At 41.2% G+C, this 26,319-nt stretch carries 27 protein-coding genes and 1 pseudogene; 2 read left to right on the plus strand and 26 right to left on the minus strand.

All coding sequences use genetic code 11. The annotated features are described in order from the left end of the window. The 19 genes from V7M78_RS13685 to V7M78_RS13775 form a co-directional block, all read right to left on the minus strand. The coding region (locus tag V7M78_RS13685; RefSeq protein ID WP_333650443.1) for a translation initiation factor IF-2 N-terminal domain-containing protein at nt 1-904 on the minus strand (904 nt) is incomplete at its 3' end. Next, the gene (locus V7M78_RS13690; RefSeq protein ID WP_442914658.1) at nt 891-1,214 is read right to left on the minus strand and encodes a L7Ae/L30e/S12e/Gadd45 family ribosomal protein; all 324 of its coding nucleotides are present in this window, start codon (nt 1,212-1,214) and stop codon (nt 891-893) included. The genes V7M78_RS13690 and V7M78_RS13685, both read right to left, overlap by 14 nt. 19 nt (nt 1,215-1,233) lie before the next feature. Further along, nucleotides 1,234-1,503 (minus strand): RNase P modulator RnpM, encoded by a 270-nt coding sequence (gene rnpM, locus V7M78_RS13695; protein WP_333650447.1) that lies wholly within the window; start codon nt 1,501-1,503, stop codon nt 1,234-1,236. A gap of 22 nt (nt 1,504-1,525) precedes the next feature. Next, complete coding sequence (gene nusA / locus V7M78_RS13700; protein ID WP_333650449.1) at nt 1,526-2,713, minus strand: transcription termination factor NusA; 1,188 nt, start codon at nt 2,711-2,713, stop codon at nt 1,526-1,528. Nucleotides 2,714-2,741: 28 nt separating this feature from the next. Next, nucleotides 2,742-3,209, minus strand: a complete 468-nt coding sequence (rimP, locus tag V7M78_RS13705; protein ID WP_333650451.1) for a ribosome maturation factor RimP — start codon at nt 3,207-3,209, stop codon at nt 2,742-2,744. 174 nt (nt 3,210-3,383) lie between these two features. Further along, nucleotides 3,384-4,253, minus strand: a complete 870-nt coding sequence (locus tag V7M78_RS13710; RefSeq protein WP_333650453.1) for a nucleoside hydrolase — start codon at nt 4,251-4,253, stop codon at nt 3,384-3,386. Beyond that, the gene (locus V7M78_RS13715) at nt 4,254-5,282 is read right to left on the minus strand and encodes an ABC transporter ATP-binding protein (RefSeq protein WP_333650454.1); all 1,029 of its coding nucleotides are present in this window, start codon (nt 5,280-5,282) and stop codon (nt 4,254-4,256) included. It lies immediately after the preceding gene. Between the two features lie 69 nt (nt 5,283-5,351). Further along, complete coding sequence (locus V7M78_RS13720; RefSeq protein ID WP_333650456.1) at nt 5,352-6,173, minus strand: ABC transporter permease; 822 nt, start codon at nt 6,171-6,173, stop codon at nt 5,352-5,354. Then, entirely contained in the window at nt 6,170-7,045 is an 876-nt protein-coding gene (locus tag V7M78_RS13725; protein ID WP_333650458.1) for an ABC transporter permease, read from the minus strand. The genes V7M78_RS13720 and V7M78_RS13725 overlap by 4 nt, the downstream gene beginning before the upstream one ends. After that, the gene (locus tag V7M78_RS13730) at nt 7,045-8,289 is read right to left on the minus strand and encodes an ABC transporter substrate-binding protein (RefSeq protein ID WP_333650460.1); all 1,245 of its coding nucleotides are present in this window, start codon (nt 8,287-8,289) and stop codon (nt 7,045-7,047) included. The genes V7M78_RS13725 and V7M78_RS13730 overlap by 1 nt, the downstream gene beginning before the upstream one ends. A 36-nt stretch (nt 8,290-8,325) precedes the next feature. Beyond that, nucleotides 8,326-9,210: a rhodanese-like domain-containing protein gene (locus tag V7M78_RS13735; RefSeq protein WP_333650462.1), complete on the minus strand. Its 885-nt coding sequence runs from the start codon at nt 9,208-9,210 to the stop codon at nt 8,326-8,328. A 148-nt stretch (nt 9,211-9,358) separates the two neighbouring features. Further along, nucleotides 9,359-10,363, minus strand: a complete 1,005-nt coding sequence (locus V7M78_RS13740) for a phosphotransferase family protein (protein ID WP_333650464.1) — start codon at nt 10,361-10,363, stop codon at nt 9,359-9,361. A gap of 11 nt (nt 10,364-10,374) precedes the next feature. After that, nucleotides 10,375-11,712 carry a TIGR04283 family arsenosugar biosynthesis glycosyltransferase gene (locus V7M78_RS13745; RefSeq protein ID WP_333650466.1) on the minus strand — a complete coding sequence of 446 codons (1,338 nt, stop codon included), beginning with the start codon at nt 11,710-11,712 and terminating at the stop codon, nt 10,375-10,377. Further along, the gene (locus V7M78_RS13750) at nt 11,713-12,165 is read right to left on the minus strand and encodes a C-GCAxxG-C-C family protein (RefSeq protein WP_333650468.1); all 453 of its coding nucleotides are present in this window, start codon (nt 12,163-12,165) and stop codon (nt 11,713-11,715) included. It lies immediately after the preceding gene. A 1-nt stretch (nt 12,166) separates the two neighbouring features. Then, a complete protein-coding gene (locus V7M78_RS13755) occupies nt 12,167-12,850 on the minus strand; it encodes a TVP38/TMEM64 family protein (RefSeq protein WP_442914659.1) in 684 nt (227 codons plus the stop codon). Between the two features lie 17 nt (nt 12,851-12,867). Then, the gene (locus tag V7M78_RS13760; RefSeq protein ID WP_333650472.1) at nt 12,868-13,863 is read right to left on the minus strand and encodes a (Fe-S)-binding protein; all 996 of its coding nucleotides are present in this window, start codon (nt 13,861-13,863) and stop codon (nt 12,868-12,870) included. Next, nucleotides 13,853-14,533: a TVP38/TMEM64 family protein gene (locus V7M78_RS13765; RefSeq protein ID WP_333650474.1), complete on the minus strand. Its 681-nt coding sequence runs from the start codon at nt 14,531-14,533 to the stop codon at nt 13,853-13,855. Before V7M78_RS13765 ends, V7M78_RS13760 begins: the two co-directional genes overlap by 11 nt. Beyond that, entirely contained in the window at nt 14,523-14,957 is a 435-nt protein-coding gene (locus V7M78_RS13770) for a hypothetical protein (RefSeq protein ID WP_333650475.1), read from the minus strand. Before V7M78_RS13770 ends, V7M78_RS13765 begins: the two co-directional genes overlap by 11 nt. Nucleotides 14,958-14,989: 32 nt before the next feature. After that, the gene (locus tag V7M78_RS13775; RefSeq protein WP_333650477.1) at nt 14,990-16,045 is read right to left on the minus strand and encodes a sulfurtransferase; all 1,056 of its coding nucleotides are present in this window, start codon (nt 16,043-16,045) and stop codon (nt 14,990-14,992) included. Nucleotides 16,046-16,242: 197 nt separating this feature from the next. On the opposite strand from V7M78_RS13775, the gene V7M78_RS13780 reads away from it, so the two are divergent. Then, nucleotides 16,243-17,010 carry an ABC transporter ATP-binding protein gene (locus tag V7M78_RS13780; protein WP_333650479.1) on the plus strand — a complete coding sequence of 256 codons (768 nt, stop codon included), beginning with the start codon at nt 16,243-16,245 and terminating at the stop codon, nt 17,008-17,010. Continuing rightward, nucleotides 17,003-17,800, plus strand: a complete 798-nt coding sequence (locus tag V7M78_RS13785; RefSeq protein WP_333650497.1) for an ABC transporter permease — start codon at nt 17,003-17,005, stop codon at nt 17,798-17,800. Before V7M78_RS13780 ends, V7M78_RS13785 begins: the two co-directional genes overlap by 8 nt. 173 nt (nt 17,801-17,973) lie before the next feature. Here the strand turns inward: V7M78_RS13785 and thyX are convergent, their stop codons facing one another. The 7 genes and pseudogenes from thyX to V7M78_RS13820 all read right to left on the minus strand — a co-directional run. Beyond that, complete coding sequence (gene thyX, locus V7M78_RS13790; RefSeq protein WP_333650481.1) at nt 17,974-18,597, minus strand: FAD-dependent thymidylate synthase; 624 nt, start codon at nt 18,595-18,597, stop codon at nt 17,974-17,976. Then, the gene (locus tag V7M78_RS13795; RefSeq protein ID WP_333650483.1) at nt 18,584-20,389 is read right to left on the minus strand and encodes a metallophosphoesterase; all 1,806 of its coding nucleotides are present in this window, start codon (nt 20,387-20,389) and stop codon (nt 18,584-18,586) included. The genes thyX and V7M78_RS13795 overlap by 14 nt, the downstream gene beginning before the upstream one ends. After that, the gene (locus V7M78_RS13800; RefSeq protein ID WP_333650485.1) at nt 20,386-21,375 is read right to left on the minus strand and encodes a hypothetical protein; all 990 of its coding nucleotides are present in this window, start codon (nt 21,373-21,375) and stop codon (nt 20,386-20,388) included. Before V7M78_RS13800 ends, V7M78_RS13795 begins: the two co-directional genes overlap by 4 nt. Then, nucleotides 21,372-22,475 carry a hypothetical protein gene (locus V7M78_RS13805; RefSeq protein WP_333650487.1) on the minus strand — a complete coding sequence of 368 codons (1,104 nt, stop codon included), beginning with the start codon at nt 22,473-22,475 and terminating at the stop codon, nt 21,372-21,374. The genes V7M78_RS13800 and V7M78_RS13805 overlap by 4 nt, the downstream gene beginning before the upstream one ends. A 688-nt stretch (nt 22,476-23,163) precedes the next feature. Next, complete coding sequence (locus V7M78_RS13810) at nt 23,164-24,240, minus strand: virulence RhuM family protein (protein WP_333650489.1); 1,077 nt, start codon at nt 24,238-24,240, stop codon at nt 23,164-23,166. A gap of 104 nt (nt 24,241-24,344) precedes the next feature. Continuing rightward, nucleotides 24,345-25,532 carry a hypothetical protein gene (locus V7M78_RS13815; protein WP_333650491.1) on the minus strand — a complete coding sequence of 396 codons (1,188 nt, stop codon included), beginning with the start codon at nt 25,530-25,532 and terminating at the stop codon, nt 24,345-24,347. A gap of 342 nt (nt 25,533-25,874) precedes the next feature. Then, nucleotides 25,875-26,319, minus strand: a pseudogene (locus V7M78_RS13820) (hypothetical protein); the annotation flags it as partial.

Genomic DNA, 26,319 nt, shown 5'->3' on the forward strand with positions numbered 1-26,319 from the left:
GATTTCCCTGGTAACCGCCCTGACCCTGAGGTCTTCCGTCACGATTTCCCTGGTAACCGCCCTGGCCCTGAGGTCTTCCGTCACGATTTCCCTGGTAGCCGCCCTGGCCCTGAGGTCTTCCGTCACGATTTCCCTGGTAACCGCCCTGACCCTGAGGTCTTCCGTCACGATTTCCCTGGTAGCCGCCCTGGCCCTGAGGTCTGGCCTCACGATTTCCCTGATAGCCGCCCTGGCCCTGAGGTCTTCCGTCACGATTTCCCTGATAACCGCCCTGGCCCTGAGGTCTTCCGTCACGGTTTCCCTGGTAGCCGCCCTGGCCCTGAGGTCTTCCGTCGCGGTTTCCCTGATAGCCGCCCTGGCCCTGAGGTCTTCCGTCACGGTTTCCCTGATAGCCCTGGCCCTGAGGTCTTCCGTCGCGGTTTCCCTGATAGCCGCCCTGGCCCTGAGGTCTTCCGTCACGGTTTCCCTGATAGCCCTGGCCTTGAGGTCTTCCTTCACGGCTTCCCTGCTCTCCGGTTCCGGACTGCTCTCCAGTCTGCTCTCCTCTTCCTGCATAATCTCTGGGAGCACCGCCCTGGCCTGGAGCCTGGTAAGGTCTGCCGTCACTTCTTTGCTGGCCTCTTCCATCTCTGCCGCCCTGGCCCTGAGGCTTCATCTGGGCATTCTGAGGCCTGTATACTGCTGCGATCTTTTTCTTAGGAGCATCACCCTCTCCTGCCGGTTCGCTGGAACGGGCTGGGGAAGAACCCTGGGGCTTGCCGCCCATCTCCTTCTTTACAATCGCCACATGTTCATCCGTAACATTGGAAGAACTTTTTAAATTTATATTATGCTTTTCCAGGATATCCAGTACTTCCTTACTGCTATCCTTTCCCAGTTCCTTTGCCAAATCATATACTCTCATGCTTTCCTCCATTCTGTGCACGTTCTGCCTCTGTATTCATTAGTTTCACGACTGCCTTTGCAAACCCATTATCCACGATTGCAAGAGAGGTTCTCATCTCCTTGCCCATAGCGTGGCCCAGTTCATTCTTACTTGCGAAGAAATAGATTGGAACCTTATAGTGAGTACACATATTGGTAAACATCTTTCTGGTGTTATCTGAGGCCTCCTCAGAAATGATCACCAGACTTGCCTTACCCGCCTTAACGGAATTTTCTGTCATGAATTCTCCGCTGGCGATCTTTCCCGCCTTTGTGGCCAGGCCGATCATGCCCAGGATTTTCTGTCTGTTATCCAAACTGCTCCATCTCCTTTTCAAGGGTTTCGTATACTTCCTTTGGAATAGCCATCTTGAAAGAACGTTCCAGTCCTTTGCTTTTCACTGCTTTCTTAAAACACTCCATAGAAGGGCAGATATAAGCCCCCCGTCCGTTTTTACGTCCGGTTGTGTCAAGAATCAGTTCATCCTCCGGGGTTTTCAGCACACGAATCATCTCTTTTTTACTTTTCATCTCACCACAGCCAACACACTGTCTTAGCGGTATCTTTTTTGTACTCACGTTCCATCACTTCCTGTTTTCTTTATTCCTGGTGATCTCCCTCCAGGCTGCTTTCCTGGTAGTCGTTTTCAACCTCCGGCTCATAGCCGTGCACTTCATCCTGAACGTTTCCGTAGCTTTCATATCCGGTATGTTCCTCCTGATATTCAAGCCCCAGCTCTTCAAAAAGTCCCAGTTCTCTTGCCTGTGTCTCACTCTTGATGTCAATCTTAAAACCGGTCAGCCTTGCTGCAAGCCTGGCGTTCTGTCCTTCCTTACCAATGGCAAGGGAAAGCTGGTAATCCGGCACAATGACCTGTGCCTCCTTTGATTCTTCATCTGCCACAACACAGATAACCTTTGCCGGGCTCAATGCATTTTCAATTAAGTACGCAGGGTTATCATCCCAGTTGATGATATCGATTTTCTCCCCTCTCAGCTCACTGACGATGAAATTGACCCTGGCTCCGTTTAAGCCTACGCATGCTCCCACCGGGTCTACATTGGAATCGTTGGATTTCACTGCAATCTTGGTTCTGGAACCGGCTTCTCTTGCAATGGCCTTTATTTCAACAGTTCCATCCTTTACCTCTGCAACCTCAGATTCAAAGAGGCGCTTCACCAGATCCGGATGAGTTCTGGAAACGGAAATTCTTGGACCTTTTGGTGTATCCTTTACCTCCAGGACAAAAACCTTGATCCTTTCAGTTGGTTTAAATACCTCTCCTTTTACCATCTCAGTCTCATTGAGAATGGCATCCACCTTTCCTAAGTTGATGCTCACATTCCTGCCTAAATATCTCTGCACAATGCCCGGAACAACTTCTCTCTCCTGGCAGTACCAGTCGTTGAAAAGAGATTTTCTTCCTTCTTCACGGATCTTCTGAAGGATTACGTTCTTTGCATTCTGGGTGGCAATTCTGCCGAACTTCTTGGAATCAATGGGAGTCTGGATCACATCTCCGATATCGTATTTGGGATCTGTCATCTTAGCCTCTGCCAGGCTGATCTGAAGAAGAGGATCTTCCACTGTTTCAACCACTTCTTTTTCCGCATAAACATTGAAATCACAGGTTTCACGGTTGATGCTGACTTTTACATTATCCGCTTTCCCGAAGTGGTTCTTGCACGCTGTAATGAGAGAATTTTCGATGGCTTCCAACAGGGTGTCTTTGCTGATATTATTCTCCTTTTCCAGAATATTCAGTGCTTCTAACAGTTCCTTATTCATTTTTTTATCCTCCTAATATACTTACTGTTTAGAAATCAAATGCCAGACGGATCAATGCGATCTCCCGCCGGTTCAGCTCAAGCTCCGCTCCATCCTCCAGGGTAATGGTCACAGTTTCCTTGTCATACGCTTTCAGTGTTCCTGTAAATTCCTTTTGCTTGTTAAGGGGCTTATACAGCCTGATATCCACATCATTTCCGATGCTTCTCTCAAAGTCCTTTTCCTTTTTAAGGGGCCTTCCAAGGCCTGGAGAACTGACCTCTAAAATATAACTATCTGCAATAAAGTCCTTTTCATCCAGCCATTCTCCCAGCCTGCGGCTTATGACCTCACAGTCATCTACCGTAATTCCGCCTTCTTTATCTATATAAGCTCTCAGATACCAGTTTCCTGCTTCTTTTATATATTCCACATCAACCAGTTCGAAATGGTTTTCTTCCACAAGAGGCTGCAGAAAACGTTCCGTCTTCACCTCGTAATCTTCTCTTTTTGTCATATTCTTCCCACCTTTCCAAACCGCCTTTATTCTTCAGCCTTCTCTTACACAAAATTGAAAGAGTGGACATATGCCCACTCTTTTCCAGCCAAATATTCATGTTATCTTAAACAGTATAGCACTGTTCACTCTGCATTGCAAGGGTTTTTTGGTTTTTTTCGGGATTCCGAAAGTTTATACCATGGGAACCTGAAGCCATGTATGGTAGATATGATCCTTATACAGACCTTCTTCTCCGATTACAGGAAGATTGCACACACAGTTTCCCTCCTCCGCTTCTCGCAGATATCCCCGCTTTAAATCCTCTTGGGAAACCAGAAATGTTTTCCTCTCATCCATAAACAGTTCCGGATGCATCAGATATACCGCTGCCGTCACATCCCAGTTATAAAATCCTTTGATGCCGTAATCCTCTTCATTATATCCAAACCAGTAATCGGTTTTTGTGCGTATGTAAGAAGCAGCTTTGTTATCTGAGGTAAATAAACGTTCTTTGTATTCCGCTTTTGTAAACAGCACCTTCAGACAGTTGTTTCCTGTAATCACAGAGAGGTTTCTTCCTTTTGTCAGAACCGTCCAGGAGGCCAGGGGATCGCAGGAAAAGTTAAGTTCATCCATCACCTTTTTTTCAAAAACAAGAGGGCTTGTAATTCCTCCCATTACCACAATTTCCTTTACATTTTTAAAGAAATTCCGGTCCCTTTCATAGGCTCCCCGAAGGTTGGTAAGAGAGCCTGTTGCAAGAATAGACAATTCTCCCTTGTATTGATCCGCCATTTGGGCAAGGTAATCTGCTGCCTCGCTTTCATAGGCTCCGCAGGCTTTCCCTCCCATCTTCACCGGAATGTCTTCACGCCCCAGTTCCTTTAACATGGTTTGAAGTGTATTGTATACGACATCCAGCCGGTTATTGCCATAGGTTGCCGTAATCCCGTGCAGCTTCGCCGATGGGCTGCCAAGGAGGTACATGAGAGCAAGGCCGTCATCCACATCACAGTCCTTTACTCCAAATGTATTGTCACAGTCAAATACGATGTGCTTCATCTAATCTCCCCCTTCTCTGCGAAACCATGCAGTTTCTTTTTCTTCTATTATAATACGGGCCTGTCCTCCCTGCTCCAGTTCCAGCTCCTCCAGCCTGAGGCTTGGCATATGGCTTAATACGCTTCCCTCCGGTGTCTCTATCTCCACCTCTGCCATTTCTCCCATAAAGGTGATGTTTAAAATGGTATCCGTTCCCCCTTTTTCAAGCCTTACGGAAAGGGGCCTGACCATTGCCTCATAATCCCCATCCTCCAGATCTGTATCCGCCTCAAACAGCCTGCTGCAAAACCTGTGATTTTCAACCCTTCCTTTCACATAGTTTGCCTTTCCAAAGTATTCCGCCGCCTCTTTGGAGGCTGGCTTACGGAATATGTTCTTCGGAGTGTCATACTGCAAAATCTGTCCGCCGCTCATAAGCGCAATTCTGTCCGACATTTGGAGGGCTTCTCTCTTTTCATGAGTCACCAGGATGGTGGTAATGTTCCGCTCCTGGTGAAGTTTCTTCACAAGATTCCCCATCTCCAGCCTCAAATGTTCGTCAAGGCCTGAAAAGGGTTCATCTAAAAGCAGGATTTCCGGATCGGCAGCAAGAGCTCTTGCCAGGGCAACTCTCTGCTTCTGTCCACCGGACATATCCTTCACCCTCCGGTTCTCAAAGCCTGAAAGCTGTACTTCCTCCAGCAGCCGTTTTACCCGTTCTTTTCTGACATCTTTCGGCACCTTCTGAATCTCCATGGGAAATCCGATGTTTCGTTCTACGGTCATATGGGGAAACAGCCTTAAATCCTGAAATACAATAACCATGCCTCTCTTTTCAGGGGGCATTTCTACAACCGAGGTATTGTGAACGAGAATATCTCCCTGCCCGATTTTCAGAAGTCCTGCTATGCTTTTTAAAAGCGTGGTCTTCCCGCAGCCGGAGGGCCCTAAAAGGGAAATAAACTCCCCTTCCTCCATATACAGACTGATTCCGTGAAGAATCTCCTTTTTTTGCAGCGCTACCTTTAGATTTTCAATAGTAAGACTCATGACTTTTTCCTTTTCCTGCCCCCAGGGAGGGCCTCTCTTTACTCTGTGGGTAAATTCACCTGATCCATGTTATTCCGATGTATAAAATTCTCCCCCGCCTCTTTTCAGCCAGCGCCCGGCAGCACCTTCCAATAAAGCAAATACCGCCAAGGTAACGCCGAGAAAAATTCCGCTGTAAATACTGGCAATATTTCTGTTTCCGCTTTGGAGATAGGGAACCATAACAATAGCAAAGGTCTTTACCTTTCCCCCTCCGATCATCAGCGTGAGAAAATACTGGCTGAAAGAAACCACATAGGACATGCTTATGGCTGGGAGAATGACAGGCATCAGCACCGGCAGGGATACCTTATAAAAGGCCTGGAACGGAGAGGCTCCCAGTACCCGTGCCTGCTCTTCCAGACGGTTTCCCACTGCCTGGGTTCCCTCCATAATGAGGCGTACCGCATAAGGAAGGGAAGAAATCAGATGGGCGATGATAACTCCTGAAATTCTGTTATTCAGTCCCATTTTAATAAATGTGACCTGTATTCCCATTGCAAATACAGTGGCAGGCACCATAAAGGGAAGGATGGTGAAAAAATACATCAGTCTTTTCCCGGGAAAGCAGTATAAGGTCAGGGCTCTTGCCGTCATCAGGCCGATCACTCCGGATAAAACCGCCGTAACCCCCGAGATCAGAATACTTGACCCCAATATCTGCAAAAGCTCTCTTTTTCTTCCCGTCACCTCCAGAACCGCCCTTTTGGAAAACACCTGAGGGATCAGCTCCGGCCATGTCCACCGTTCTGTAAATATCCATATGAATAAAGTGGCTGCAGGCACAAGAATCCCGGCAATCAGCATACACAGGATTATATTGGCAAGCACCGGCTTTCTTTTTTTCTTCATAGCTGTGTCTCATCCGTCAAATGTTTCATATTTTTCTGCATCATTAAAAAATAAATCAAGGCGCTTAAAAGAGAGACTGCAATAATGATTCCATTGAGAGCCATGGCATAAGGCCGGTTTCTTAAATCCGGGTGGATATACTGCTGATATGCCAGAACAGGCAGTGCTTTGGGAATTGTAGCCCCTAAAAGAAGGGGAAGCTCATAAGCTCCAAGGGCAAATACAAAAATAATCAGAAAGCCGCTTACAATTGTATTTCTGCATAAGGGCAGGGTCACCTTCCAAAATACCGTCCACGGCCCTGCTCCTAAGTTTACGGCTGCCTCTCCCAGGTTTCCATTAATATTTGCCATCAGCCCGATGACGAAATAAATAATAAAGGGAATTTCCTTCCACAGATAAGCCAGAATAATTCCGATTCCGTGAGAATCATAAATGACCATAGGAAACTGGGACTGCTCCCGGATCATGCCCAGGGCATATGCGGTTCTTGCAAGAATTCCGTTTCTGGAAAAAATATTAATGATAAAAAGGGCCGCCATAACGTGAGGAATGATAATGGGAAGCTGGATAATCCCCATCATCATTCCTCTGTTTTTTTGTTTTATAACGCATATGCTACAAAAAAACACGCCTCCCGCCGTTGCCAAAACTGCCGAAATCAGGGCAATTTTAAGGCTGTACAGCAGGGACTGGACCATATCAGGCCGTGACAGTACCTCTTTATAGTAAAAATAAGTTGGCTCCTTTAACCCAAAAGCTGGAATTACCCCTAAACTTTGGGTAATTCCAGTAATTAGTCCTATCATAAATAAAATGGTAAGTAACAATTGGGGAGCCAGAAGCAAGTATGGCATCAGCTTTTCTTTCATTATTTTCCTGCCACTTCCTCTGCCCATATTTCCTCAATCAGCGGAACAAGCTGGGCAGGCATTTCCGGAAGGCGTTTTGATAAAAGCTCATCCTGGGGAATGGTTCCTTTCCCAAGATCTACCTGATCAAATGCCTCTTTCTGTTCTTTGGAAAGCTTTGAATTATCAAGAACTGGAATCACCTTCATGGTCTTATAGCGGTCTGCCTGGATTTCAGGAGACAGCATTTCATTGATTGCTGCCATGGCTCCCGCTTTATTTCCGGAATTGGCTGCAATGGCCATGAAATTGGTGTTTCCGATAGTTCCTTTGTCAAACTGAAATGACTGGGTTGTTTCAGTATAAGCTCCGTCTGCTATTTTGACGGCAGTTCCGTAAGCATCATAAGTCATATTCAGAACCACCTCTCCGTCTGAAAACATATTGTCCAGAGTCGGTGAGGAATCCGGGAAGGTCTTCCCTTCATTCCACAAATAGGGATTCAGTTCTCTTAAATACGCCATGGCAGGTTCTACAGCCGCTTTCACAGTCTCTTTATCCGCTTCCATATCCAAAAACTGTTCATATCCGCAGATTTCATAAATGATGTTTCTCACGAATGCACTTCCTGTAAAATCAGGCAGAGCCGGGTAAGTCACCTTTCCCGGATACTTGCGTACGAACTCTTTTAAGTCCTGCGCACTCTTAGGAAGGTCAGGTGTTACGGCCGTATCTGCAATCAATACGATCTGTGCCTTTCCATAAGGAGCTTCAAAGCCCTCAATGGGATATGCAAAGTCAAGGGTTACGTCCTCAGACTCCGGATCAATATAATTCTGGAAATTGGGAAGCTGATCTGCAAAGGGTCCGTACAGCATGTTATTTTCCTTTGCTGACCGGAAGTTTTCCCCGTTAATCCAGATCATATCAATGGCTCCGTCTTTTTCCCCTGCCTGGATTTCTCCCGACAACTGGCTTAATACCTGGTCAATGTCCATAGGGACACGCTCCATGGTAATATCATATTTTTCCTTCATGACAGCGGCGAAGGTATTGTCCAGCCACTGATTCAGCTTTTCATCTCCGCCCCAGCCATAAAATGTAACAACTGTCCCTTTTGCTTCTTCTATCAGGCTGTCAAAGGACTTTTCTGCCGCTTCTGTGACCTGTGTTGTCTCGTCTTTTGTCTTTTCTCCGTTCCCGCAGGCTGTCATGGAAATGGCTATAGCCATTGCCAGCAGCGCTGCCGAAATTCTCTTTTTCATCTCACGTCTCCGTCTCTTATTACTCTATGCAGTTTATTATTTTACAAATGCCGCCTGAACGTCACTGTCCTTTGCTCCGCCTTCAATGATAAACAGGTTATTTTCATCAAAGCCTGCATCCTTTAAGACAGAAATGGCTGTTTTAGCGACTTTATTTCCGCTGTAGCATAAGAAATACACCGGCTCGTCTTTATTGAGATCTGCTGCCAGGTCAAACATAGACTTCTGGGCATCAGCGTTTTCAAAATCCTTTAAATTCACCTGAACAGAGTTTTCCAAATGACCCTCTGCATATGCAGCATCATCACGCACATCCACGATCTGTACATTCTCCTTGGCAAGTACATCTGCTGCCTTGGCATACTTCCACTCAATTCCCTCTTCTACACGGTTTGTTGTAAGAGCTCCATTTTCCTTTGCCAGAGCCTTTGCGCCTCCCTCAACGGTATAGATTAAGTTTTTGTCAATTCCAGCTTCCTCCAGGACTGTTGTAGTCTTCTGGGCTCCTCTCTGGCCGCTGTTGCAGATGATATAAATTTTTTCACCATCTTTTAAGTTTTCTTCCGCATATGCCTTCATATTATCTGCCAGGGACTCGTCCTCTAACGGGAAAATAGGCTGCCATTCTGAATTAGCAACTCTTCCTGCCCCATAATTTGACCACTCTCTTACATCAAGGACATGGGCGCTTCCGTCAGCCGCCGCTTTCACTGCATCCTGGGCAGATACGAACTGGTATTCTTCGTTTGAAGTGCTTTCTGCTGCTGCCGCACTCTCTCCTGCTGATGTGCTTTCTGCCGCTGCTGTACTTTCTGCTGCTGCTGTTTCTTTGCTTACTACGGCATTTCCTGAACCGCAGCCTGCAATCATGGATGCTGTCATTGCTGATGTTAACATAAGTACTAAAAATTTCTTTTTCATAATAAACCTTTTCCTCCTGGGTTTCTCAGTGTCTGTCTCTGATTTTGACACTGCATGATGACAATTATAAAGGCTTCTCCCTGCTCATTCAAGTGAAAGTGCCGGAATTACCTATTCATTTATTCCATATACCTATAGATACTTTCTATCAATCCACAATCTTTCCTATCCTGTTCAAAAATCCATGGCTTAAGTAGGCTTCCAGCTTCCGGGCCGTAGACTCATTGAATATTTCCTTATCCGGCTTTTGATATTCCACCCAGGCCATAGCGCACCAGGTAATTCCCCGTAAACATGTAACCGGAATATATGCCCTTGTCCGTTCCTTTAACCCCTTTGTATCAAACCTTCCAGCGGCCTTTTCCAGGTACACCTCCATAAAATTCTCCATCTGTTCCTTTTCCAGGATCACATCTGTTTTCCAGAAGGTGGTGGTAGGTGCAAGAAAATGTCCCAGGTCCTGAGCCGGGTCCCCGTAAAGGGGCTTTTCCCAGTCAATCAGATAATTCTCTCCCTTTTCCCCATTGATAAGGAAATTGGTGGAATTCAGCTCTGTATTAATGCAGCAGCGGTAAATAGGACTCTCCAAACTGTCCGCCCGCTCCCATCCCTTTTTCAGCAGCCGTCTTATCTTTTTCTTCTTTTCCCTGTCTCCCGGATCAGACTCCTCATACTTTAAAAACATCTCCTCGCACTCTTCCAGAACCGCTCTTAAAGGGTTTTCCGGAACAATAAGAGAATGATCCCCGGCAATGGGGACACTGTGTATATCCGCCAGACAATCCGCCCCGTAATAAAGCTCCCTTTCATAATCCAGTGCATGTCCCGGAAGGTACTCCATTACCATAATTCCATATGGGATATGCTCTTTTGTTCCATCCACATACAATGGCTTCGGGGTCCGCCCTGAGCCCTTTAACAGCTCCAGCGCCTTGTATTCGTATTCAATCTGGTTCTCCAGATGCATCTGACTTCCAAAATTCACCCGCAGAATCAGCTTTTTGCCTGTAACCGGATGAAGAAACAGATAGTTTCTGTTATATTCCCCCTGGGCCAGCATCCGGTACTCCTCTGTCACCTTCTTTGGAAGCCCCAGACCTTCCCGGTATCTGCTCCGCCTGATATACTCTGTCAATCCCTGTACCTGATTCATCTTTCCTCCGCCTATCTCACATCCCGGTACATGTCCGAGATTTTTTCAATGGGAAACCCCTTCCGGTACATGCTCCGGAGCCGGTTCATCTTCCACATGAGTTTCAATTTCGGTATTGTACCTTTGGGAAAACGCCTGTCCGACGTATAAATCCGTTTCCCTGTCATTCCAAGCTTCACTTGCATTTCCTTCAAGGCCAGGGAAAACTGATAGTCCTCCATAATGGGAATCTCAGGAAACATTCCGGCTTCAAAGAACAATTCCCGGTCTATAAAAATCCCCTGATCCCCAAACATAACTTTCCTGTCCTTGATTCTGTGGTTGGAAATCACCCTGCAGGTAAACATAAAAAAGTTCCGGGAATGAAATGCAATTCCAAAGCATCCGGCCCGGTAATCCCTCATCACTCTTCTGATTTCTTCCAAAGGTCTTTCAGGAAGCTCACTGTCACAGTGCAGAAAAAACAGGATGTCACCGCAGCTGGCTTTTGCCCCTGCATTCATCTGTTTTCCTCTTCCTTTTTCACTGTGAATTACCCGGTATCCGGGGTCTATGAGTTCCAGGGTGCGGTCTGTACTTCCTCCGTCTACAAACAGAATTTCACATTCTCCCTGCAGCACTTTCAGCCGTTCCTGCAGCTTTTCAATATCTTTTTCCTCATTATAAATCGGAATAATGATGGAAACAGAGGCAATTTGGGTAACATATTGCCCGGTTTTTCTATGCTTTAGGCTTTCCCTGGTTTGCATCCGTTTCCGGTACTCTTTCAAATCTGACAGGGTGTCTATATCCCAAAGCTTTTTTGTATAACCAACCGTTATTCCAGCCTGGGATAGGATCTTTACAGTGTCTTCCAAAACATGCCCATGACCATAGCGGCCAAGGCCAAAGGCTTCGGGACAGGGCTTTTTCAGTCCTATGAGATAATACCCTCCGTCATAGGTTTTCCCAAAGACCACATCCCGGTTTTCAAGCACCTTAAAGGCCTGTTTAAGATAACCGAACCGCAGCTCAGGAATATCCGTTCCAATGAGAATACACTGGCCGTATCCCCTGGAAAACACTTCTTCAAAGGCCCGGTGCATCCGTTCCCCCAGATGTTCCCCCTGCTGCCCGAAATACCCTTTCTGCTCTCCCATAATTTCCTTCAGAAGCCTCTGCTCCTTTTCCCCATCCGGTGTATGGCAGATAAAAATATCCGCTCCGCATTTTTCACATTCCCTGCAGATGTCCTTTAGGAAACAGATATGAAGCTTTGCACACTGCCGGGGCGTAAGGGTATTCATCAGTCTGGTCTTTGTCTTTCCCGGAACCGGTACTCTCGTAAATATGATAATCGCCTGTTTCATCTATACAATCTTCCATAAAATTTCTATTGTGTCCTCTACGACTTTGGGGCAGAACTGGAGAAACAGCCCCTTTTCCATAACCTTTTCCAGTTCTTCCCTCCTGGAAATATCATGTCCCAGCAAATCACGGCAGATGCAGGAGGGATATTTTTCCGCAAACATCCGCTTAAATTTTGCTGTTTTCTGCTTCATCATCTCTTTCTGAAGGACGTCGCCTTCTTTGCTGTGCCCATACTTCATCCCGAGAACCATCAAGGCGCCTGTGACAGCGCCGCAGGTTTCTGCACACTGCATTCCCCCTCCAAAGCAGGAGGAAACCTTCCAAAGCAGCTCTTTGTCCATCTCCAGTTCCTTTGCAAATTCCCCTGCCACAACCTGGGAACAATCGATTCCCTGGAGGAATAATTCTCTGATCTCTGCAAGACCTGATCTTTGTCCCTGACAATCACCCATTTTATCTGCCCCCTTTTTTCATTTGTCTTTCCACATATATTCTTCTTGCCATAACAATGAGGGCTGACAGCGCAAAGAGCAAGAGAAGCCCTGTCACAAACAGCCTGGTACCCCCTGTCATCATTCCACCCACATAAGAATAAACAATGGTCGCCGGAAGCTGTCCGATTCCGGTTGCAAGAAAGAAAGAGCCAAAGGACATAGACGTAAGTCCTGCCCCATAGCTTACCAGGTCAAAGGACACAAAAGGCAGAAGGCGGCAGATTAACACCGTATTTTTTCCATGCTTTTCAAAAAATGCATCAATCTGCTTTAATCCCGTTTTGCTTGTCAGCTTTTCCGCGGCATCTCTTCCAAGGATTCTTGCAATGTAAAAGCATACCGCCGCCCCTGCCATGGCGCTTGTCCAGGAAAGAATGGCGCCCTGCCACCAGCCGAATAAATTGGCGTTTGCAAAGGTGAGAAGAAAAGCCGGAAGGGGCGCTGCTACTGACTGAAATATCATGAGCAAAAAGGATATTGCAGCCGCATAAGCCCCCCAGGAAGCGATAAAATCCTTCACCACTCCAAAGTCCCCGCTTGCAAACATTTGAAACACCTGATTCATGGTTCCTCTTACTGACGGAACCGCATAATAGCTTATAACTGCGGCTCCGATTATTAAAATCATTCCTGCTTTTTTCATTATATCACGTTTTCCAGTCATTGTCCTTCTCTCCGGTACTTCGCCTTGAGGCGGTTTATTACAGACCGGCCCGTATCCGGCCTTTCTTTTCTTTCTAAGATTTCCAAAAGGATATGCTTTGTATCATGGTATCCCTTTCTCATAAAATTCCCGGAACAGGAAGCGCAGTAGGTATAAACGGTTTCCTCTGTCTCCTGACTAATGCTGCTCACCATCTCCTGTGCCAGTTCCTTTTCCTTCTTTCCAGCACACCCTCCCAGTCCGCAGCACTGCACACGGGAAATGATATCCGGCTCTTCCTTTAAAAAGGCCTGTATATCTCCAAGCAGTTCCCGGCTTTCCCGGTCCGGGCAGGGAGGAAATATGGTAAGCTTTTCTTCGAGCACTTTTCCGATTCCCAGCTCCTGCAATTTCTGGTATATGCTCACGGTCTTTATATTCAGACGGGGCTTTAAAAAATCATAGCAGTTAGGGCACATGGTAACCACTTCCTCCACGCCCTTTTCTCTCAGTCCTTCCTCGATCCGTTCAATGATCCCTTGTTCCTGCTTCTCCATCCCCAGTTCTGCAATGGGCTTTCCGCAGCAGTCAAATACGATTCCCCCTCCCGTCTTCTCCTGAAACAGCTTTGCCAGATACTCCGTTGTCTCAGGATAATAGGCAGAAAAACTGCATCCTGGAAAAAGCACGCTCTTTTTCATCCCCTGGCCGTAATTCCGGAATAAATAGTTCTGTTTTTCCCTTACCACCATTCCATAGCCTTTTTCACAGAGCTTTCCATTGTTCTCCCTTACCTGTTCCCTGCGCATCCCTAAAATAATTTCTCTTCCGTCAATTCCCTCAGGACAGACCCGGGAGCATTTACCGCATAAAAAGCAGTGGTAAGAAAGCTTTTCAAGCTGTTTTACATCTCCGATATCGATGTTATACTTTTCCAGGAAGAGACAATTATGCCTGCATACGTGACAATGAGTACATGCAGACGGATCCGTAATTCCCGGCTTACTTTTCATATTGTCCCTCCTGTATATATTTCTTCTTTAAAAGCACTCCGATTCCCATGACCCCAACTGCCAATACCGCTGCAATTGTCAGATACACCATGCGGTTTTCCTTGTCCGCAAGCCCGGCTGTTCCAACAGTATACATGGCAGTTCCCGGCAGCATAAAGACCAGGGAACCAATGATGTAGGTACTGAATTTAATATCCGTAATGCCATAGGCAAAGTTTTGAAGATTGTAAGGAAATATTGGGACGAGCCTTGTAACGGCGAGAACAAACAGCTTATTTTCTTCCGGGCTGTCAAACAGCCACTTGTTTAAGTATTGATTCCTGATCACCATCGGTTTGATGCTGTCTTTTAAAAAGAACCGTCCTGCCCCAAAGGCCAGAGCCGCTCCGATTGTAGTGGCCGCCGAGCAGCATAACGTGCCCAGCACCGGGCCGAATAAAAGTCCGGCAAACACGGCAAATGTAATTCCCGGGAGAGCCAGAAAGGTACAGCCTGCTATGGTAAGCAGAGTATAAACTGTTATGGCATAAGGAAGATTATCCCTGACCCCCTGCTTTAAAAAATTCAGATTGTCCATGTCTCTGATGCAGGAAGACCAGCCAAATATGTGATTGAAACAGCAAATTGCAATGACGGTTCCTGCAAATATCCAAAGTTTTTTATCTTTCATCTTTTTTCTTTCCGCATATGACAAGCGCTGCCCCTGCCTTCAAAATCTGGAGCAAAGCTGCCGCCCCCAGCAGCAGGCTGATAAAATAATAGGCTCTCATGGTTTCTGTAGAACTGATGCAGGTATAGGAAACATACAGCGTTGTCAGGATTGCCATGGCAGCATACGTGAAAGGGGCAGGTTTTCCCTGTCCCTTTCGTCTTATTATCCAAACTGCTAAAAGCAAAAGCGTTATGACTGCCAAAACTGCCACCGCCGTGTACATTAATGCATCCATAGGAAAAGCCCGCTCCCAGCTTTGATTTTTATAAATCACATATCTGGCCATCCCCATCTTCTTCCGGGTAAAATAATGGACCAGATATGCACCCGCCAGAAAAAGCACTTCTGCAAAGGTCAATGCAGCATATCCAATTTTCTTCATTTCAGGCCCTCTCACTCCGGTTTTCACGCTCTTTATTTCTTGGCTTTATCCGCAGAAAGGTTTCCTACGGTGGTGTATTCACAGGCACTGTCTGCGGGATCACCTACCTGTACAGGAAGGGTGTCGTCCATCTGCCACTGGTACCAGCCTCCGTCATAAAGTTTTGTATTGGTATAGCCATTTTCATAACTGATGAGAAATGGAACGGTGGCTCTCCAGCCTGTGCCGCAGTAAAAGGCCAGTTCCTGATCAAGAGAGGCTCCGGCTTCCTTTAAATATCCTTCCAGCACGTCCACTCCCACCGTTGTTCCGTCTTCCTTTAAGTAAGAACCGTCGTCCGTATCCCGGCCCCAGATAGCGCCTTTGGGCTCTCCTGCCTTGTCAATATATCCGTATCCGCTGGTTTCTCCTAAAAACTCCGCCTTGCTTCTGATGCTCACCAATTTGAAATTGCTGTCATTTGCAAGCTTTTCTTTTACCTCGTCAATAGAAATAATATATTCCGGATGGGCGGGAACCTTGGTTCCAAAGCCTTTGTCTGTAGCTTTCGGCTTATTACTGCCTTTATCCAGGCCATATCCGGCCTTTGTCCAGGCTTCAAGACCGCCATCCAGGCATTTTACATTTTCAACTCCGGCCCATAACAGGGTAAATGCAACTCTGTCATCAGCGGAATTTGTTCCGTCTGCTCCGTAGCAGATTACAGTCGTATCCTTGGTAATTCCGTAATCAGCCATCAGCTTTTCAATCTCCTCCGGCGTGCGGATGTTCCAATATTCCTCGGATTCCACGTAATCTGTATTCATATGATACGCCCCTTTAATATGTCCTTCCAAATATCCGGGGTTGTCCGCTTCCTCTCCCCAGCCGCATTCCAGAATAACATAATCAGAAGACTCTTCCTGATTTCCGTCAATGACACTCTGTATCCAGTCAGAAGATACATACACCTTTTTCTTATCCACCGGATCAGCTTCTACATTGGATTTCGATTCCGTTGCTTTCTGGTCAGGCTTTGCCCCACAGCCTGCTGTCAATGCTGCTGCCATGGTGATGCACAGCAACGTCCTTAATACATTTTTCTTCATGATACCTTCTCCTAGTATGTATATTTTACCGCTATTACTTATTATAAAGAGGTACTGCTTTCGAGTCTAATTGATTTAGCCTATATATAAGGGGCATTTATAGACGTCCTCTATAAATGCTTTTTCCTCACACTCCCTTTTTCAGTACATATCATAACACTATAAAGAAGTTGGATTATGTCATATAAGGAGGACCTATGAAGCCAAAGTTGGAAATTCGTGGGGTCAGTTACTCCTATCATTCTCTTGAGGGTGAGACACTGGCCCTTTCCGATATATCTTTTACCGCAGAAAATGGGGAATTCCTCGCCATCGTCGGTCCCTCCGGCTGCGGGAAATCAACCCTTTTATCCCTTCTCAGCGGACTTTTGTCGCCTGACAAAGGGGAAATTTACATGGATGGAGTTCCCCAGGCAGAAGCCAGAGGATCCACCGGTTACATGCTTCAAAGAGACCATCTTTTCGAATGGCGGACCATCATGGGAAACGCACAGTTGGGACTGGAAATTCAGAAAAAATTAAATAGCAGCTCAAAGGAAAAGCTGCATGAAATGCTTCATACTTACGGTCTTGGAAGCTTTGAGCAGGCAAGGCCGTCTGAACTGTCCGGAGGTATGCGTCAGCGTGCCGCACTGGTCCGCACTCTGGCCCTGGAACCGGACCTTCTTTTATTAGATGAACCTTTTTCTGCACTGGATTATCAAACAAGGCTTTCTGTCTGCGATGATATCAGTTCCATTATAAAAAGTACAGAAAAAACTGCCATTCTCATCACACACGACCTTTCCGAGGCCATCAGCGTCGCCGACCGGGTTATCGTGCTGACAAGCAGGCCCGGCAGGATCAAAGCCGTTATTCCCACCTCATTTGGCGAGGATTACGTGCGGCCCCTGGCCCGGAGAAACATGCCGGAATTTTCCGTCTATTTCAATCAGGTATGGAAGGAGCTGCAAAATGATGATTGAACCTCATGCCACTTTAGCACAGCAGGAATTTATCCAAAAAGAAATGCTTCATCGGCGCAATGTACGGGTATGGCGTTTTATGCTTCTGGTCCTGCTTCTTTCTCTTTGGGAGCTGTCCGCAAGCCTTGGATTACTCAATGATTTCATATTCAGTTCCCCCTCCCGGATGACCCTTTGTTTTATTGATATGGTAAAGGACAGAAGCATTTTTCTGCACATTGGTGTAACTGTAATGGAAACTATTATAAGCTTTTTCCTGGTTATTACACTGGGGCTGGCAACAGCTATCCTTTTGTGGGCCAGCCGCAGTATAACGGAAGTTTTAGAGCCTTATCTGGTTATGCTTAACAGTCTCCCAAAGTCCGCCCTGGCTCCTATCTTGATTGTATGGCTGGGAAATAATATTAAAACTATTATTGTGGCCTCGATTTCTGTGGCTGTTTTTGGATGCATTATGACCCTGCACACCGGCTTTGCCCAGACTGATCCGAATAAGATTAAATTGATCTATTCTTTGGGGGGCAGGAAAAAGGATGTGCTTTTGAAGGTGCTGCTGCCTGGTTCTGTGCCGCTTATTATCAGCAATATGAAGGTGAATATTGGACTTTGTCTGGTGGGGGTTATTATTGGGGAATTTTTGGCGGCGAATAAAGGATTGGGATATTTGATTATTTACGGAAGCCAGGTGTTTAAGATGGATCTGGTTGTTATGAGTATTGTGATTCTTTGTATTGTATCGGCCATTTTGTATCAGGGGATTACTTTGCTGGAGAAGAGGATTAAATTTTAATTCTTTATTTCACTAAACAACAGACACAAAAAAATCAAAGGGGGGGCATCCCAAAGCTAGCTATTTAGCGCGGACTAAAAACCGAACTGTTAAAAAGATTATTAAAAACTGGGGATAGTATTCCATCCCCAGTTTCAAATAAAAAGAACCTGTTCATCTCTTACACATTATATTTAAATGTCATTAAAAAACACTGGCAGCTCTTCTTTAAATTTTTCTAAAATCATAAACGCAACTTCTTGCATCTGAGGATGCGCACCAGAGGCTGCCCTTAATCTAAAGAAATGCCTCCATTCACGTAAATTCATAGTCACGACAATTTCTGTTTTTAATGAATTAGGCAATATACTACGAGCTTCCTGAGCAGTTGCACCTAACTCCATCAATTTCAAATATTGCTTTTCAATATATTCCATTGTTTGAATCCAAATATTTAATTTATCTATATCATTTTCTTTTTTCCAGAAACATGGCTCAATAAAAGTCAACTCATTATTAAATTTATTTGATGCATAGTTGCAATATCTTGTACTCTCCTGACTATAACTTGCTATCCTGTGCCTTACAATTTCATGTGTCACACCTCGGTCACAAATAATTCGTACACTAAGAGAACAATGCTCTATAACCGATTCATGCCCACTTTTTAAGATATTTTTTACAAATTGCTCAGAAGACCCCTTGGTTATCTTGGATTCACTTTTATAACAGACTCTACCCGCCCTTTCAATCTGTTCAAGAATTTGTTCATTATTAACATTTGTTTCAATAAAAAAAGTTGGTTTAATTCTTCTCATTATTCTCCTCCTGCAAAACATATACTTGCTCCAACTTTTTCACAAAAATTGGACATCCTTCGCCACCACCATTACAGTTATTTACTCTTAGTTTCATCAATTCATGTAAACTTATTTTATATTTATTCAAAAACAATCCTCTTCCTATATCGCCTCCAGTTGTTGTATTAACTATACATATCACATTAACCTTTGCGTTTTTCTCTACCAACAATTTTGTGTTTTCTCTAATAAACTTACGAACAGTTTCTCCAGTATGTACCACATCAATTAATAACGTAATTGTTTCATACTTATCCTTTTCAATTGGTATAGAGCACTCAAATTTATTTTCATTATTACCACTTCCTGGGTAGTAAGAAACTTTTTGATCACCTAAGGAATATCGAATACTAGACAAGAGAATTGTTCCCTTTACACCTAATCCTATCACACATTCCGAGTCATCAAATATCTTCTTATATTTCTCAACAATTCCCTTCGATACTATATTTAGGGCCTTACGATTACATAAAAAATATGAGGTATCAATCCAATTAAGCATATATGATTTATTAAGATGAAAATGTCCTGTTTTATAAAGATTGTTTTCTCTTATTAACTGTAATAAAAGTTCACCATAATCAGTATCTTCAATGATTTGATTTTCAGGTAAGTCTGGTATCGATTCTTCTTCTGCAAATATATTTTTCTTTTTTAGCTGCTCATCCTCCTTTTTTATTTTCTTACTTTTCCATCGTATCCATCTTGGTTTTCCTTCATCAACAATATATTTATATTCGTGTTCATTAATAAGTTCAGCAGTACCTACTTCGATAAGATTAAAGGAATTATGATTATTAAAAATTGAAACATAACTTTCTTTTTTATTCAATTTCTGTAAAAATATATCAAATTTATTTTCTTGGTTAGTATCTTCTTTAATATTACTTAGAATATTAAGGAGCTCATTATTAAAATTCAATCCTATACTTCCAACTGTACTAAAATACATTGTATCGTCTTCCATTTCAAAATCGGTTACCATACTACTTTGAGTTCCGTGAACATGTCCAGTAAAAATAGTTTTAATATTATTTTTAATAAGAATGGGCTTTACTTTATTCCAATTTTCCATATCAAATGTACCATACGCATCTGGTGATTGATAATTATATGCATTCATTCCCAGATTTGATTTATATGGATACGGCCTATGATGAAATATGGCAATTTTTAACCAACCATCATATTTTGATATCAGTATTTCTGTTAATTCTTTTTCTAACATTTCTACATTAATATAACCCCATCCATCATTTTCACCAATTTTATAACAACTATTAATTCCTATAAATAATACTTTCGAGTCAGAGAGTTCTAAAATACTTACAATACATTTCTCTACATCTACATTCACTATCTTGCTTTTATTTAATAAACTAAAATATTCAAACTTTTCTTTTTGGTATTTCCACAATGCTGTTTCGTCAATATCCTTTTTCCCCTTCAAACCAATCAGTAAGTTTCTGTTTACATCATGATTTCCCGGTACTACTAAGATATTATTAATGTTCAACTCAGTCTTTACCTTATTGACAATATTATTAAAAACTTCTGATGTTTTCTCTCCTCCCCCTTTATCATATATATCACCACTAATTATTATAGTGTCAATATTATATTCCTTTTCTTTTTTCAATTTTGTAATTGTTGATAAAAAAACAGATAAATAATTTTTATCTTGTAACATCGATGAATCTTTATCACTCAAATGCAAATCCGAAATATGTAAAATCATTCTATTAATCACGTATTTTCTCCTTTGCATAAAGACTTACACTTATCGCATAACTGAGTCCCTATATTATATTTCAAATGCTCAAAGGCATCACTTGCCGAAACAATAATTACATTTTCTTCAATACCGAATTTTCTCAAGTTTGATATATCCAACTTTATGAAGCTCAAATACCCACTTACAGATCCTCCCATATATTCGATCATGTTAATTGCACGCAAAATTTCATTACCCTGACATATCATATCAACAACAACAATATAATTTTTAGGTTTAATACTATTATGAAAATGTATACTATCAATCTGATTATGATGCCCTAAATTGTCAATATATAAAATATCTAATCCTAGTAATTTAGCTATTATTACTGCAATACTTACTCCACACAAAGTGTGGCAAAATAAAATAGGCTTTTCTATACTTACTATTTCTTTAAAATTGGGGTTGATATAGATTGATTCTGCAAGTATATAAGACCAAATAAACATTTGATTATTATTTTCAACTATTCTTTTAACGTTAATATATGTTTCTAATATTACTCCTGTCTCAGTCTGGTATCCCGTATTATTTTCACATATTTTTTTGACAACATCCAACGATTCTTCTTTAAAAACATCAAGGTAGGTTTTAGATCCATTGATAGTTTGAATACTTAAAATTTCATCATTTTTATACTTCAAGTTTGAATTAACTATATCGATTTTTTTCCACCTTTGAAATAACGCACAAAATTTGCAAACAAAATTTTCTTGAATAGAGGTAATATGATTCATATCTAATACAATTGTATAATTAAAATAATCTTTATTTAATTCATTTATAGAACTAGCCAGCCTATCAATAGTCATTTTAGTAATATAATCATATTTTATATATCCATCAATTTTATCTACATCATTAAAACTACTCTCATTATTAATAGCAGAATATAATTGTTCGATATGCATATTTAGATATATACATGTATCATCAATTAACATAGAAATCATCATTGTCCCCCCCTGTAGAATTCAACGTTTATATGAACACCAACCAAACTATTTTTAAACCTTTTTATTGGCGTTTTATTTTTATTCATTTTATCAAAATAAATAATACATCTTATACATTCCAATATTGATTTCTTACAGTATTTACATTGATCATAGGTGAAAATCACTTGTGTTGTTTTGTAATGTATACGCATTATTCCATTATTATTAACAATCAATCCTTTTAATATATATAAATTCACTTCCCTACCAAAATCATATTGATCCATTTGATAAGTGTTTATTTCTGAATAATAAAGACATTCCAATATAACAAATAAATCTTCATAAACGCGGCGATCATACTCTGATATTGATAAACAAATACTTTTAAACATCTGTTGATATTCTAATGGATAAGCAAAATAATCCGATTTATGACAATCCAATGATTTTTTTAATCCCACACCAATATCTGCAATAGAAATTATAGATTTCCTAATTGTATTCGACACCTTAATACCGCATTGACAAAATACATAACATAAACTCTTACTATAACACTGGGCATTTGATATCAGTTCTCTAATGCTAATTTTTACAAGATCCAGAACTTGATCTCCTAAACTATATGAATTAAATATCGGCATATATTGACTAATTACCTCATAATTCAATTGTTCTGCCAAGCGATCACGATAATTTTTTCTCTCTTCACGGCTATATAATAAATATTCGGTTACAGGATAATGAATATAGAATTTATTCTTTTCATAATATTCTTTATCTATATAATCGGAGAACCCCCCTATATATTCATTATCATAATCAATAAATTTTATACTCTTTAATTTACCTAAGAATTGAATGTGGTTCAAAAAATAAAGCAATCTTGGGCGATATACCATTTCGATATATATTGAATTTTTATGAAAATTACACATTATATTAATAATACTAGCTAGTAATGTTATAGCAGAAGCATCAATTCGCTCAGTCTTTACTAATGAAATTATCGGAATATCATCTTTATTGGATGATGCATAAAATAAAGACAATTCTTCAATTATATCATTATAAATCGATTTTTCATTGACACAGTCTGGTAAAAATATTTTCATAAGCCCACCTCTAAATTATTATTGACGAGTTTCAATAAATCAAAACTGATCAAAATGAATTAGTTAATAATATACATAATTACATATGCTACATATTTCACTTACATTTCATTTTTCAAAAATATTATAAATGGTAAAATACTACATATTTTCATTATAATATATATTGCAAATATATTCTAGAGAGAGTTTCAAATTTTGTGTAAGCTTTGTAAACTGATATAATATATGTTGATAGTTATGCAAGAGCAGAACCATTATTTCAAAAATTTGTTGTAAGTCTATTTAATGCTTACCACTAATCAAAAAATATTTTCATGGCAGATATTATGTGAAATACTCTTATAAAACTATCTGATTCAATTATTATCATCCCTGACTCTTCGCCATATTTCTTTTAGAGGTCCCTTTCTTCCATGCTCTTTCTCTACTTTATAATGATATGTTATGGCTTATCCTCTCTCTATTTCCCCACATTCATGATATTAAATCATATCATTTTGTACTCACAACTCTTTAAGATGGATCTTGTCGTAATGTCTATTGTAATTCTTTGTATTGTATCAGCAGTTTTGTATCAAGGGATTTCAATTTTAGAAAAAAATAAAATAGATATTGGAAAGCATCATGATTTAGACGAAAATCATGACGCTTAATAAATCTCTAGTAAAATTTTAGAGGACATTTATCAGTTGAAAGTTCCTTTACAACTTCGTTTTACCCCACCGCTGTCACGAGTGTTCTCTTCCAACTCCAGTATATATTTATCATAATCTGACATAAATAATCTATCCTGCACAATACGATACTTTTCAAATTCTGTTTCTGCATGTAGCTTAGCAATTGCTGCCGAAACTTTCCCGGCATCTTTTAACAGTCCATATTCAAACATTTCAATAAAAGAGTCCAATCTTTTTTCCCAATCCTGCATAGTCAAAGGAATCTTTCTCAAAGCCATATTTTCTGCAAAATCAAGATATGATGTTACCATACGATTTAACTGCGTAAGTTCAAATTCATCCAGATAGTTCTTTGCAATTATAACATCAGACTGTCTTATTTTACCATCAGGTCCATCCTGCCATGTAGTAAGTCCCATATACTCCTTCTCACTGTCAGCACGTTCTACAATCAATTCTGCTGCAGTATGCCCATGTACGGCGAAATGCATTTTGTTTTGAACGGACGAATAGAAACGCCTTGTAGCTTTTGCCGTCTTATCATAATCTATCGCAGTAGCATAAATATCTGTTATTTTTTGATAAAACTTCCGTTCACTGGCACGAATTTCCCTAATTCGTTCTAATTGTTCTTCAAAATATTTCTCGGTCAAATATGTACCGTGCTTAATACGTTCATCATCCATGACCCAGCCTTTGATTGTATAATCTTTGGCAATCTGATTTACCCACTTGCGAAATTGAACCGCCCGCTCTGAATTCACTTTAAAGCCAACTGCAATGATCATCTGCAGATTATAGTGCTTTGTATTATAGGATTTTCCATCATCTGCAGTTATCCGAAAATTTCGGATAACTGAAATATCACTCAATTCTAAGTCATTAAATATCTTCTTAATATGATAATTAATTGTACGAACATCTACGTCATAAATAGTAGCTAGCATCTTTTGTGTCAGCCATATATTTTCATCTTCATATCGAACTTCAAAGCTGTCTGCGTCATTGCCAACAGAGGCAATGTAAGTCAGATATTCAGCTGCAGAACTGCGAATAGTTATTTCAGAGTTTCTTTTCTTTACCATACTATGTTCCCCTCCATACAGTTTTTATCATTAAAATATGGAAATCAAGCAAACTAATGTTCTGATAATTTTAACATATCATTCCAATTATGTAAACATTCCCTTTACTCTTTGCCCGTGAGCATTCTCAAAGCTCTACCAACCTTATCCGATTTAAAGTCCAGTAATTTATTCATCTCAGTATAATATCTATGAAGCATATATAGCAATTCTAAGCTTTCAACAATTCTTTTTGACATACCATCCAAGTAATTCTTTCGCATTTTCTGAATTTCTTCATTAGAATATTTAATTATCAGACACTCGTCAGCAGCAATTAAAGTTTCCACACCTTCTTTAGTGAAAAAAGCCTCATTCAACTTCTTTAAATCCAGCCAGCTGCTTTTTGCTACAAGCGTCAGCACCTCATACTTATAGGCAGAAAAAACCATAGCGGCTTTCCAATTTCCATTTGAATTCAATTCATTGAACTTTTGTGAAATACGCTCTAATTCTAATATATTCTCAAAACAGTAATTTTCAATATCCCAATCTCTATTTAAGCTGTACTGTTTATTATTATATTCAGGAAATCTATTATGAATCCAAAGATCAGCCACTAGGTCTTGACAATTGATAACATATTGAAGATTTGAAGAAATCGAATTAAAGGAGCAGCCAATAGCCTCAACCAATTCTCGTTGCTTTTGAATGATATCTTCAACTTTTTTACGGTTTGCTTGTGCTATTGATCTTCGTATACTGCCTCTGAAACTAATGAAATATCCTAGAAACACCATTAGTACAACAACTGTTAAAGGAGACAGTAATTTAATGGCTTCCCAAAAGTCAAACTCAAAGCTGCTGAGAATCTTCAATTTATTTTGTATATCATTTAACTCAAAGTATTTCAGACTAATAGCTGTCAAAAATATCGCTATTAATGCAGGAAGTTTGATAAGAGAAAAACATATTCCTAAAATAGTGTCCTTGATTGGAGGCCTTGCGATACTGTTCCAAACTATCTTGTTGTTATCCCCAGAACCAGACCTTCCCCATCCAAGTCTTAAGATAAACATCAATTTTCTAATACTATACTTCAATCTAATACACAATATGGATAATCTTATTCTTTTCTTTTTTAATAAATCAGCTGATATCCTATATAATAAATAATCAGCTTCCACATAAATTTTCAATGTAAGCCAATCCCAAACTACTAGAATTATTAAAATTTCACCCCAATAGGTTAAAAAAAGCCAAACGGCATTTTCCTGTGTTGTCTCTAAATTGAATTCAACAATACAGTTCAAAATATCTCCTAGCGTATATACTCTAAAAATGAAAAACACTACAACTAAAATGACCAAAAGAAAAAAAAATTGCTAATCTTTCTTTTATCCATAACTCTCCTCACATTCATCTCCTTATGTATAGGTTACCTAATTATAGTTTGAGTCAGTATTAAATACAAGACTTGTATTATAAGATTTTTCATCATTAAAAATCTTCTTATAAAGAACATAGCCATCTCCAACCATATCATTTTATACACACTGTTCTTTACGATGACCTGATTGTGATAAGTTTTGACATGCAGAAAGACAGGTATATAAACCGCCTGTCCTTCTGCATTTTTCAGTATTCTATATACCTTATGATTGGACCCACGCACCATCACTTCCTACATCATATCCATCCGGTGTTGTGGTACTTGTAAGCATAGCACCGCTTTCTCCGCAATAATACCATTTGGAATTCCAATTGACCCAGCCTGTAACCATATACCCGGACTCATTAAAATAATACCAGAAATCATCAATATACTGCCAGTTATTAACAGTATAGCTTTTGTCCGCATTGCAATACCACCAACCTATGCCGTCTTTCAGCCATGCACCGGTTCCAGTAGTGCTTCCCGGCCCTGTAACGCCGCTTGAGCTTGAAGAACTGATTTCTTCAGCCTCTTCAGATGTAATATACCAAGTATCAGACTCCTCCCAGCTTCCTTTATTAGAGGAGTTGTATACCCCCCGTACCTTAAAGTGTGAATGGCATAATAAAAGTACCCACTTTTGGCGGAGAAAATTCCCCACCTTG

Source organism: Lacrimispora sp., assembly GCF_036758025.1.
Taxonomy (GTDB): domain Bacteria; phylum Bacillota; class Clostridia; order Lachnospirales; family Lachnospiraceae; genus Lacrimispora.